The sequence below is a fragment of the Burkholderia sp. Ac-20349 genome (assembly GCF_017104865.1).
In the GTDB taxonomy this organism is placed as follows: domain Bacteria; phylum Pseudomonadota; class Gammaproteobacteria; order Burkholderiales; family Burkholderiaceae; genus Burkholderia; species Burkholderia aenigmatica.
This window is the reverse complement of the sequence record NZ_JAAGPM010000103.1, coordinates 17,937-28,718: the sequence shown is the minus strand read 5'-3', so window position 1 is coordinate 28,718 and position 10,782 is coordinate 17,937. Positions and strand designations below refer to the sequence as shown.

The 10,782-nt window shown below is 66.6% G+C and carries 11 protein-coding genes; 5 read left to right on the top strand and 6 right to left on the bottom strand.

What is annotated here, in order from left to right; all coding sequences use genetic code 11:
* From tilS to cysS, 4 genes are all read right to left on the bottom strand, one after another.
* Positions 1 to 1,211, bottom strand: a 1,211-nt coding sequence (gene tilS, locus G3N61_RS27570; RefSeq protein WP_346778592.1) for a tRNA lysidine(34) synthetase TilS, incomplete at its 3' end; no start/stop codon positions are given.
* Between the two features lie 46 nt (positions 1,212 to 1,257).
* Complete coding sequence (locus tag G3N61_RS27565; protein WP_043189140.1) at positions 1,258 to 2,229, bottom strand: acetyl-CoA carboxylase carboxyltransferase subunit alpha; 972 nt, start codon at positions 2,227 to 2,229, stop codon at positions 1,258 to 1,260.
* A gap of 103 nt (positions 2,230 to 2,332) precedes the next feature.
* Positions 2,333 to 3,157, bottom strand: coding sequence for a DNA-3-methyladenine glycosylase (locus tag G3N61_RS27560; protein ID WP_043189138.1), 825 nt, complete (start codon positions 3,155 to 3,157; stop codon positions 2,333 to 2,335).
* Between the two features lie 43 nt (positions 3,158 to 3,200).
* Positions 3,201 to 4,598, bottom strand: coding sequence for a cysteine--tRNA ligase (gene cysS / locus G3N61_RS27555; RefSeq protein ID WP_089450868.1), 1,398 nt, complete (start codon positions 4,596 to 4,598; stop codon positions 3,201 to 3,203).
* Between the two features lie 234 nt (positions 4,599 to 4,832).
* Between cysS and G3N61_RS27550 the strand changes: the two genes are divergently transcribed.
* From G3N61_RS27550 to G3N61_RS27535, 4 genes are all read left to right on the top strand, one after another.
* Positions 4,833 to 5,555, top strand: coding sequence for a tetratricopeptide repeat protein (locus G3N61_RS27550; protein ID WP_043189133.1), 723 nt, complete (start codon positions 4,833 to 4,835; stop codon positions 5,553 to 5,555).
* Between the two features lie 39 nt (positions 5,556 to 5,594).
* Entirely contained in the window at positions 5,595 to 6,176 is a 582-nt protein-coding gene (locus G3N61_RS27545) for a peptidylprolyl isomerase (protein ID WP_021162660.1), read from the top strand.
* 88 nt (positions 6,177 to 6,264) lie between these two features.
* Complete coding sequence (locus G3N61_RS27540) at positions 6,265 to 6,756, top strand: peptidylprolyl isomerase (RefSeq protein ID WP_011352518.1); 492 nt, start codon at positions 6,265 to 6,267, stop codon at positions 6,754 to 6,756.
* A 23-nt stretch (positions 6,757 to 6,779) separates the two neighbouring features.
* Positions 6,780 to 7,580: a UDP-2,3-diacylglucosamine diphosphatase gene (locus G3N61_RS27535; protein ID WP_175034068.1), complete on the top strand. Its 801-nt coding sequence runs from the start codon at positions 6,780 to 6,782 to the stop codon at positions 7,578 to 7,580.
* A gap of 45 nt (positions 7,581 to 7,625) precedes the next feature.
* On the opposite strand, the gene cysE is transcribed toward G3N61_RS27535, so the two are convergent.
* A complete protein-coding gene (gene cysE, locus G3N61_RS27530) occupies positions 7,626 to 8,429 on the bottom strand; it encodes a serine O-acetyltransferase (RefSeq protein WP_089450870.1) in 804 nt (267 codons plus the stop codon).
* Positions 8,430 to 8,697: 268 nt separating this feature from the next.
* Positions 8,698 to 9,522 carry an RNA methyltransferase gene (locus G3N61_RS27525; protein WP_089450871.1) on the bottom strand — a complete coding sequence of 275 codons (825 nt, stop codon included), beginning with the start codon at positions 9,520 to 9,522 and terminating at the stop codon, positions 8,698 to 8,700.
* Positions 9,523 to 9,802: 280 nt separating this feature from the next.
* Here G3N61_RS27525 and G3N61_RS27520 point away from each other — a divergent pair, with 280 nt between their 5' ends.
* Positions 9,803 to 10,606, top strand: coding sequence for an inositol monophosphatase family protein (locus G3N61_RS27520; protein WP_011352522.1), 804 nt, complete (start codon positions 9,803 to 9,805; stop codon positions 10,604 to 10,606).
* Positions 10,607 to 10,782: the final 176 nt, after the last annotated feature.

The following is a 10,782-nucleotide window of genomic DNA, read 5'->3' as shown; positions in this document are numbered from 1 at the left end:
GCCCCTGGTCGATGAACAGCGTGAAGTAGTGACACACGTTGTAGAACAGCGCGATCGGCAACAGCAACAGGCAGAACTGCCGCGCAAACGCGTGGCCATCCAGCGTCGAACGCGATCCCGCCGCGCCATCCCGGCAGGTGCCAGACTTCCTGCCCGTCCCATGCCAGCGCCGCTTCCGGGTGCGGCTTCCCCGTGCCGTCATCGGCCGGTTCGCTGCTGTCGCCCGCTTCCCAGTAGACGACATCGCGATACAGCCGCAGGCACTGCCCCGCGTGATCGACGCGCAACGCATGGGCGACATTCGTGGCACGCAACTGCCGCATCATGTTGGCGAGCCGGGCAGCCGACGCGCCCGGCAAACCGAGCCGGCGCATCCAGAAGCGCAGCAGGTTCGCGCCACGCGTGTCGTCGAACGCGACCAGCGCGTCGCGCGACAGCGCATGCCCGTCATCGCGCGCGGCAACGGCGAAGTCGAGTTCCGCCAGGTCGTCGAGCAGTCGCTGCGCGGCGGCCGCATGCTGGGCCGCGCGGCCCAGCGCGTCGCGAAAGCCCGGGAAATGCACGGCCAGCGCCGGCAACACGTCGATGCGCAGCGCATTGCGCGCGTAGCGCGTGTCGTTGTTCGATTCGTCGTCGATCCATGCCAGGTCGTGCTGCGTCGCATAGCGCTCGAGTTGCGCACGCAACAGTCGCAGCAGCGGGCGCACGCGCTCGACACTCACGCCGTCAGGGCGGTAACGCGGCGCCATCGCGGCAAGCCCCGCGATCCCCGCGCCGCGCAACAACTGCAGCAACACGGTCTCGGCCTGGTCGTCCGCATGCTGCGCGAGCCACAGCGCAGCCGCGCCGTGGCGTTCGCACATCTCGTCGAGCGCCGCATAGCGCCGCTCCCGCGCCGTCGCTTCGACACCGAGGCCGCTGTCGCGCGGCACGTCGACGCGCATCGACTCGAACGCGACACCGAGCCCGGCCGCGCTCGCCTCGGCATGCGCAACCCACGCGTCGGCGTTCGCACTCAGCCCGTGATGCACGTGCAACGCGACGCAGCGCGACGCGCCCGCGACGCGCACGGCCGCGTCGAGCAGCACCGTCGAGTCGAGGCCGCCGCTGTAGGCGATCGCGATGCGCGCATCGGGCGGCATGCCGGAAAGCGCAACGCCGACCGCGTCGAGAACGACGCGGTCGGCGGAGAATTCGGTTGGCGGAATCACGAGAGGAGCGCGCGCGCAGCGGCGCACGAATGGAAGACGCAGCCGGTCATGCGCCCGGCGTGGTTTCCTTGTACTTGCCGTAGGCCATCAGGCGCTCGAAGCGGCGCTCGCGCAGCGCATCGATGCTCATGCCCTGGAACTGGCGCAGCGAATCGGCGAGCGCGCGGCGCAGCAGCGCGGCCATGCCCTTCGGATCGCGATGCGCGCCGCCGAGCGGCTCGTTGATGATCTTGTCGATCAGGCCGAGCGCCTTCAGGCGGTGCGCGGTCAGGCCCAGCGCTTCCGCGGCTTCGGGCGCCTTCGCGGCACTCTTCCACAGGATCGACGCGCAACCTTCCGGCGAGATCACCGAGTAGGTCGAGAATTGCAGCATCATCACCGTGTCGGCCACCGCGATCGCGAGCGCGCCACCCGAACCGCCCTCGCCGATCACCGTCGTGATGATCGGCGTCTTCAGCTCGGCCATCACGTACAGGTTACGGCCGATCGCCTCCGACTGGCCGCGCTCTTCCGCGCCGATGCCCGGGTACGCGCCCGGCGTGTCGACGAACGTGAAGATCGGCAGACCGAACTTCTCGGCGAGACGCATCAGGCGTTCGGCCTTGCGATAGCCTTCCGGACGCGGCATCCCGAAGTTGCGCGCGGCGCGCTCCTTGGTGTCACGGCCCTTCTGGTGACCGATCACCATGCACGGATGGCCGCCGAAGCGCGCGAGACCGCCGACGATCGATACATCGTCCGCGAATGCACGGTCGCCGTGCAACTCGTGAAAATCGGTAAACAGTTCCGCAACGTAATCGAGCGTGTACGGACGCTGCGGATGCCGCGCGATCTGCGAAACCTGCCACGGCGACAGATTCGCGTAGAGGTCTTTCGTCAGTTGCTGGCTTTTCTTCGACAGCCGCTCGATTTCTTCCGAAATATCGACAGCCGAGTCGTCCTGCACGAATCGCAACTCTTCGATCTTGGCCTCGAGTTCGGCGATCGGCTGTTCGAAATCCAGAAACGTGGTCTTCATGTGTTTGAATCCTTGGGTCTTGCGGCAGCGCGTATTCTACCCGCGCGGGCGGCACTCAAAACCGACTCTCAACTATTGATGTTTAAAACCCGATAGCCACAGCTCAGGTGGCGTCGGGCGCATCGAGGCTGCGCCACATGTACCAGGTCGCGACGGTGCGCCACGGTTCCCAGTTGGCCGCAACCTCGCGCGCCTCGCTGCGCGTGACGGGTTCCCCGCTGAAGTAATTGACGCTGATCGCGCGGATCAGGCCCGGGTCGTCGAGCGGCAGGACGTCCGGCCGCGACAGGTTGAAGATCAGGAACATCTCCGCCGTCCAGCGGCTGATGCCGCGGATCTGCGTGAGTTCCGCGATCACGTCCTCGTCGTCCATCGACGTCCATTTGTCGACGTGCAGCGCGCCCGACACGAAATGCTGCGCGAGATCGAGGATGTATTCCGTCTTGCGCTTCGACAGCCCGCACGCGATCAGCTTGTCCGCGCCGAGCCGGATCACCGGCTGCGGGGCGAGTTTCGGACAGGCATCCCCGATGCGTGCCCACAGCGACTGCGCGGACGGCACCGAGATCTGCTGGCCGACGACCGAGCGCGCGAGCGTGACGAACGGGTCGCCGCGCTTCACGAGATGCGCGGGACCGAACTTCGGAATCAGTTTCTTCAGGATCCGGTCGCGCTTGACGAGGTCGGCGCATGCCTTATCCCAGTATGCAGGACGCACGACCACCTCCTCGCCGCCCGCTTCGGACGCACGGGCCTTGCGGGCCGCGTCGGCGGCCGGCAGCGCAGCCGCCGGCTGCGCATGACCGTTGAGCGCGCCGTTCGGCACGGCGCGCGTCGCGTCCGTCTTCGCCGGCGGCACGCGCTTGGCTGCCGGACGCGCGGCGACCGGGGTCGCGCGCCTGACCGGCGCTTTTCTGGCCGTTGCCATCTTGCCTCCTACCTGACGGATCGGTCAGTGGAACGCACCGCGCTCATACGCGACGCCATTCGGTCGATCCGCCCGGTTTGTCTTCAAGTGCGATACCGGTCTCGAGCAGTTCCGCCCGGATCCGGTCCGCTTCGGCATAGTCCTTCGCTTGCTTCGCCGCGACACGCGCGGCGATCTTCGCTTCGATCTCGTCGGCGGCGAGCCCGTTCGCCTGCGCGGCGCCGGACGCCTGCTGCAGGAACGCGCGCGGTTCGCGACCCAGCAGGCCGAGCAGGCCCGCCAGCTGTTTCAGTTGCCGCGCGAGCGACGCGTCGCGCGTGCGATTCACCTCGCCCGCCAGTTCGAACAACGTGGCCACGGCGACCGGCGTGTTGAAGTCGTCGTTCATCGCAGCCGCGAAACGCTGCGCGTGCGGCTCGTTCCAGTCGAGCGCGAGCGTGTCGGCTTCGACATCCTTCAGCGCGGTGTAGAGGCGCGTGAGCGACGCGCGCGCATCGTCGAGATGCACGTCGCTGTAATTGAGCGGCGAACGGTAGTGCGTGCGCACGATGAAGAAGCGCATGACTTCCGCATCGTAGCGCTCGAGCACTTCGCGGATCGTGAAGAAGTTGCCGAGCGATTTCGACATCTTCTCGTTGTCGACCTGCACGAAGCCGTTGTGCATCCAGTAATTGACGAACGTCTGACCGGTCGCGCCTTCGCTCTGCGCGATCTCGTTCTCGTGGTGCGGGAATTGCAGATCCTGCCCGCCACCGTGGATGTCGAAATGCTCGCCGAGCAGCGTGCAGCCCATCGCCGAGCACTCGATGTGCCAGCCCGGGCGACCCATCCCGTACTTCGACGCCCACGACGTGCCTTCCGGATCTTCCGGCTTCGCGCGCTTCCACAGCACGAAATCGAGCGGATCTTCCTTCGCGTCGTTCGCGGCGACGCGCTCGCCAGCGCGGAGATCGTCGAGCGACTTGCCCGACAGCTTCCCGTAGTTCGCGAACTTGCGCACCGAGTAATTGACGTCGCCGTCGGTCGCCTGATAGGCGTAGCCGTTCGTCTCGAGCGTCTCGATCATGCCGAGCATCTGCGGAATGAACTGCGTCGCGCGCGGCTCGATGTCGGGCCGCTGGATACCGAGCGCGCTTTCATCGTCGTGCATCGCGCCGATGAACCGGTCGGTCAGCGACTTGATCGTCTCGCCGTTCTCGACCGCGCGGCGGATGATCTTGTCGTCGATGTCGGTGATGTTGCGCACATACGTGACCCGGTAACCGATCGCACGCAACCAGCGCTGGACGAGGTCGAACACGACCAGCATGCGCGCGTGGCCCACGTGACAATAGTCGTATACGGTGATTCCGCATACGTACATCCGCACTTCGCCGGACTGGCGCGGCACGAAAACTTGCTTGTCACGCGCGAGCGTGTTGTAGATGCGCAGTGATTCCATAGAGATGAACCGTGAGCCGAAGGAAACCGCCCTGGCGAAGCTCGCCCAGCATGCGAAACGGACGGACCATCTGCTGCGGCGCAAGGCCGAGCGTCCTCGATATCACATGGGGCGGTCAGGCTGCAAGCACAGCGGTGACGGCCACGAGAGGCTAAGAAAGACTGTCTGCCGCTCGCCGGAACGCGCAGACGTTTTGTTAGAATGGCTCGGAGTATAACATTCCGATTTACGCCTATGAAACCTCATCGCGGCCGCGCGCAGAGCGCTGCGACCCTCGTTGCGACCACCGTCATGGGCGTCGCGCTGACGCTTTTCGCGGCCCCCGCGGCGCATGCGCAGAAGGCCCCGGCCACCGCCGACGGCACGCCCGAAGTCGACGCATCGATCGCCGGCAAGCAGTGGAAGCAGGCGCTCGCGCAGCTCGACGCGCGCATCGCGTCGAACCCGCACGACGTGCAGGCGCAGTTCAAGCGCGGCACCGTGCTGGCCCGTCTGAACCGCGACGACGACGCGATCCAGCAGTTCGTCGCGATCACGCAGGCGTACCCCGAACTGCCCGAGCCGTACAACAACCTTGCGGCGCTTTACGCGAAGCATGGCCGTTACGACGAAGCGCGCACCGCGCTCGTCACGGCGACGCAATCGAACCCGAGCTACTCGCTCGCGTACGAGAATCTCGGCGACCTGTACCTGCGCCTCGCGGCCGAGTCGTACAAGCGCGCGCAATCGCTCGGCCGCACGAGCGGCGCGACCGCGCAGCGCCTCGCCGATCTCCAGAAGATCGTGTCGCCGCCGAAGGCCGCGCCGAACGCCCGCGCGGCCGCACCGGCCACGCGCGACTACACCGACCGCGCAGCCGCGAACGTAAGCACCACCACGCTGCCGATGTCGCCGACGTTCCAGTTCAGCGGTCCGTCGGGCGCACTGGCGGCGCCGTACGTCGCGCCGTCGCAATAAGCGGCGCGGCCTTCTTTCCCTCCCAACCTGAGGATCGCAATGAAACGTCTGTTGCTGGCGCTTGGCGGCGCCGCCCTTCTCGCGACCGCGACCGCACCTGCGTTCGCGCAATCGGCTACCGCGCACCCCGTCGTGCAGCTGAAGACCTCGCAGGGCGACATCCGCGTCGAGCTCTACCCGGAGAAGGCGCCGAAGTCCGTCGCCAACTTCCTCGATTACGTGAAGGCCGGCCAGTACAACGGCACGATCTTCCATCGCGTGATCAAGGGCTTCATGATCCAGGGCGGCGGCTACAAGACCAACTTCGAGGAGAAGCCGACCCGCGCGCCGATCCCGCTGGAGAGCCGCAATGGTCTGAAGAACCTGACGGGCACGATCGCGATGGCACGCACGAGCGATCCGAACTCGGCCACCGCGCAGTTCTTCATCAACACGGTCGACAACAGCGGCCTCGACTACCCGAACCCGGACGGCAACGGCTATGCGGTGTTCGGCAAGGTCGTGTCGGGTCTCGACGTCGTGAAGAAGATCGAAGGCGTCGCGACGACCTCGCGCGGCCCGATGCAGGACGTGCCCGCGCAACCGATCGTGATCGAATCGGCCAGCGTCGTCTCGAAGTAAGAACCTGCCGGCACGTCCGGCGCCACACGCGGCCGCGTCGCACGACCGGCCGCGTGCCATTTAAACCGCCTTACCGAAGGAATTCATCATGGTTGAACTGCATACGAACCACGGCGTGATCAAGCTCGAGCTCGACGCCGCGAAGGCACCGAAGACGGTCGAAAACTTCCTGAACTATGTGAAGAAGGGCCACTACGACGGCACCGTGTTCCATCGCGTGATCAACGGCTTCATGATCCAGGGCGGCGGCTTCGAGCCGGGCCTGAAGCAGAAGCCGACCGATGCGCCGATCGACAACGAGGCGAACAACGGCCTGAAGAACGACAACTACACGGTCGCGATGGCGCGCACGAACGATCCGCACTCGGCGACCGCCCAGTTCTTCATCAACGTGAACGACAACGACTTCCTGAACCACTCGTCGCCGACGCCGCAGGGCTGGGGCTACGCGGTGTTCGGCAAGGTCGTCGAAGGCCAGGACGTGGTCGACAAGATCAAGGGCGTCAAGACGGGCAACGCTGGTTTCCACCAGGACGTGCCGGCTGACGACGTCGTGATCGAAAAGGCCGTCGTGGTCTGACGCACGGATACGGAGACACTTCGATGTTGCAGGAGAGTCCGCCGCGAAGCGTCTCCGCGGGCGTGCCGGGCGAGCGCGAATACGCGCAAGCCGCACGCCCGTTCCTGTTTCTCTCCGATCTGCACCTGAGCGAAGCGATTCCGAAGACGGTCGCCGCGTTCGAGCATTTCGTGAAATACACCGCCGACAGCGCCGACTCGGTGTTCATCCTCGGCGACCTGTTCGAATACTGGATCGGCGACGACATCCTCGACGACGATCCGTTTGCAGCACGCATGGCCGCGCTGATGCATACGTTCTCGGAGCGCGGCATCGCGCTCTACGTGATGCACGGCAACCGCGATTTCCTGCTCGGCCGGCGCTTCATGAAGGCAGCCGGTGCAATGCTGCTGCCCGACCCTTCGCTGATCATGGCGTTCGGCCAGCGCATCGTGCTCGCGCACGGCGACGCGCAATGCACGGCCGACCGCGGCTACCAGCTGTTCCGCCGCTTCGCACGCAACCGCATCGCGCAATGGCTGTTTCTCGCCTGGCCGTTCCGCTGGCGCCGCGCGCTCGCGCAGCGCATGCGCTCGAACAGCGAAGCGGGCCGGATGCGCCCTGCCTCGGCGATTTACGATGTCACGCGTGAAGGCGTGGCCGCGCTGTTCCGGAAAAGCCGCGCGAGCGTGATCATTCACGGCCACACGCACCGCCCCGCGAGCCACGCCGAACCGGGCGGCATCCGCTGGGTGTTGCCCGACTGGGATCTCGACCACGGCAAGCCGCGTGGCGGCTACCTGCGCGTCGATGCGGAAGGCATCCACGCGATGCCGCTCGACTGACGCCGCGGTTGCCTCACCGACCGGCGGCCGCGGGCCTCCGCTGAATTACGCCTGGCGTTCGACCGACTTGCCTTCCAGCACGGCCGACAGCCGGCGCAGATCGAGGCGCGCCGCGTCGGCGCCCTGCAGCGTTTCCAGATGCGTGCCGAGCCGCTCGAGCGCCGCGACGATCTCGTCGACGCGGCGGCTTTCCTTCGCCGCATGATCGATCAGCCCGTGAATCGCGAGCGACATCGGATCGTCGGCATTCGGCGTGATCCCGTATGCGCAGAACGCCGCGCGTTCGGGCTGCGGCTTCGGCTGTGCCGGCATCACGATGCGCGCCGGATTGCCGACTGCCGTGCCGCCCGCCGGCACCGGCTTCACGACAACCGCGTTCGAACCGATCTTCGCGCCCGCCCCGACGGTGAAACTGCCGAGCACCTTCGCGCCCGCACCGACGATCACGCCGGCTTCGAGCGTCGGATGGCGCTTGGCGCCGCGCGTGAGCGACGTGCCGCCCAGCGTCACGCCCTGATAGATCGTGCAGTCGTCGCCGACGATCGCCGTCTCGCCGATCACGACACCCATGCCGTGATCGATGAACACGCGCCGGCCGATCGTCGCACCGGGGTGGATTTCGATGCCTGTCAGGAATCGGCCGGCCTGCGACGCGAAACGCGCGAGCCAGTAGCGCTTCACGCGCCAGCATGCGTGCGCGAAACGATGCAGCACGAGCGCATGCAACCCCGGATAACAGGTCAGCACTTCCCATGCACTGCGAGCGGCGGGATCCCGCTCGCGAATCGTTGCAACGTCTTCGCGCAGTCTCGTGAACATGATGTGGTCTGGGAAAAGGCCGGCGCGCATCGCCGGCAATGGCCGGCCGTTATCGCGCCGGGTAATTTACTTATGACGTTCGGCGATTGTAGGGCGAGTCGCGCACGGCCGCACGAGCCCGCGCGTTCACCCCGCCGCCGGCGCGGGTATTCGGGCGGAACGATTGCTGCGGGGCGTTTGCGGAAGGGTCGACCAGGTGGAGCGATCGGCCGCGGCGATTCCCGCGGACAGCGTAGCACCTGCCCGACGGGGAGGTTCCCCGCGCGCCGCGACATCCGTCAGCCGGTGCGCCGGCCGCTTACGCGTCGCCGCCCGGTTTGCCCGATTTCAGCAGGATGTGCTTCGCGACGCCGCGCAGGATATTGACCTCCTCGCGCTCGAGGCCCGTGCGCGCGAACAGGCGCCGCAGCCGTGGCATCAGCTTCTTCGGGTTGCGCGGATCGAGGAAATCGAGCGCGATCAGCGCGTTCTCGAGGTGCACGTACATCCGCTCGATCTCGTCGCTCTGTGCAAGCGTGCCGGCTTCGCCCGACGGTTGCGCCGACGGCTCGCTCGCCTGTTCGAGAAACGCGACGCGCAACTCGTACGCGAGCACCTGCACGGCCTGGGCGAGATTCAGCGAACTGTAGGCCGGGTTCGCCGGGATGTGCGCCAGCGCGCTGCACTGCTCGACATGCTCGTTCGCGAGGCCCGTGCGCTCGTTGCCGAACACGAGCGCGATGTCGCCCGTGCCGACCTGTGCGCACGCCTGCGTGGCGGCTGCACGCGGCGCGAGACGCGGCGGCCCGTATTCGCGCGTGCGTGCGGTCAGCGCAATCGACCAGTGAACGCCGGACAGCGCGTCGCCGAGCGTCGGCACGACATGCGCGGACGCGAGGACGTCGTCCGCGCCGCTGGCCATCGCGATCGCCTCGGGATCGCTCTGCACGTGCGGCACGCGCGGCGCGACCAGCACGAGACGCGAAAAACCCATCGTTTTCAGCGCGCGGGCGGCCGCCCCGACATTGCCGGGATGGCTCGGCTCGACGAGCACGAAACGGGTGGACGTGAAGCCGCCGGACGGCGGCCGGGACGAGGCCGCGCCCGGCTCGGACGGCGCGGCGGTGTTCTGCGGAGTTTCCACTACGATACGACTCGGTTCATCAGAATGGCAGTATGGTATCGCCATCGCCGCGGCAAACCCACTCGTCCGGACGGATAGTGGGGGTTTCCCCGTATTCCGGTCGCCTGAAACCGCCGAAAATCGGGTAAAATCATGCCTTTACGCGTCGCACTTCGTGCGGCGCGGGTCGTACCCCGTTCTTTGTCAATTCGCGTCTCACCTCGCCTGCCACGTTTGCGCCGTGCCAGGCGGTTGTTCCACTTCGTGGCGGCCCGTGCCGCCGGCTACAGGATCCAGGCTCATGCATCCCATGCTCAACATTGCTGTCAAGGCTGCGCGCCGCGCCGGACAGATCATCAATCGCGCGTCCCTCGATCTCGACCTGATCGAGATCCGCAAGAAACAGCAGAACGACTTCGTCACCGAAGTGGACAAGGCCGCCGAAGACGCGATCATCGAGACGCTGAAGACCGCCTACCCCGACCACGCGATCCTCGCGGAAGAATCGGGCGAATCGGAGAACGAATCCGAATTCAAGTGGATCATCGATCCGCTCGACGGCACGACCAACTTCATCCACGGCTTCCCGTACTACTGCGTATCGATCGCGCTCGAGCACAAGGGCGTCGTCACGCAGGCAGTCGTCTACGACCCGAACAAGAACGACCTGTTCACGGCCACCCGCGGCCGCGGCGCGTACCTGAACGACCGCCGCATCCGCGTCGGCCGCCGCGACCGCCTGTCGGACGCACTGGTCGGCACGGGCTTCCCGTTCCGTGAAAAGGACGGCCTCGATGCCTACGCGCGCCTCTTCACCGAAATGACGCAAGCCTGCACGGGCCTGCGCCGCCCGGGCGCCGCAGCACTCGATCTCGCGAACGTCGCGGCCGGCCGCCTCGACGCGTTCTTCGAACAGGGCATCAACGTGTGGGACATGGCTGCGGGCAGCCTGCTGATCACCGAGGCCGGCGGCCTCGTCGGCAACTACACGGGCGACGCCGATTTCCTGCATCGCCATGAAATCGTCGCCGCGAACCCGAAGATCTACGCGCAGATGATCCCGATCCTGAAGGGTTACACCCGCGTGCATCCGGCGGCGGAGTAAGCCCCGGCCGCGCCTGCATGGCGCGGCTTTCGCGCACACCGCTCGCGGGCATCGTCATGACGATGCGTCGTTCGCCTCCCGGTTGCCGGGAGGCGGGACAATCTTCCCGCACAAGGGCCGCTTCGTGCGCCTATCCTGAAGTTGCTTGAGTTGTTCGGGCCGGTCCGCGTACTGTC

Excerpts from the sequence above, each read along its gene's own strand:
- G3N61_RS27565 (WP_043189140.1), bottom strand. The coding sequence starts at position 2,229 with ATGAAGACCACGTTTCTGGATTTCGAACAGCCGATCGCCGAACTCGAG.
- G3N61_RS27560 (WP_043189138.1), bottom strand. The coding sequence starts at position 3,157 with ATGGCAACGGCCAGAAAAGCGCCGGTCAGGCGCGCGACCCCGGTCGCC.
- cysS (WP_089450868.1), bottom strand. The coding sequence starts at position 4,598 with ATGGAATCACTGCGCATCTACAACACGCTCGCGCGTGACAAGCAAGTT.
- G3N61_RS27550 (WP_043189133.1), top strand. The coding sequence starts at position 4,833 with ATGAAACCTCATCGCGGCCGCGCGCAGAGCGCTGCGACCCTCGTTGCG.
- G3N61_RS27545 (WP_021162660.1), top strand. The coding sequence starts at position 5,595 with ATGAAACGTCTGTTGCTGGCGCTTGGCGGCGCCGCCCTTCTCGCGACC.
- G3N61_RS27540 (WP_011352518.1), top strand. The coding sequence starts at position 6,265 with ATGGTTGAACTGCATACGAACCACGGCGTGATCAAGCTCGAGCTCGAC.
- G3N61_RS27535 (WP_175034068.1), top strand. The coding sequence starts at position 6,780 with ATGTTGCAGGAGAGTCCGCCGCGAAGCGTCTCCGCGGGCGTGCCGGGC.
- cysE (WP_089450870.1), bottom strand. The coding sequence starts at position 8,429 with ATGCGCGCCGGCCTTTTCCCAGACCACATCATGTTCACGAGACTGCGC.
- G3N61_RS27520 (WP_011352522.1), top strand. The coding sequence starts at position 9,803 with ATGCATCCCATGCTCAACATTGCTGTCAAGGCTGCGCGCCGCGCCGGA.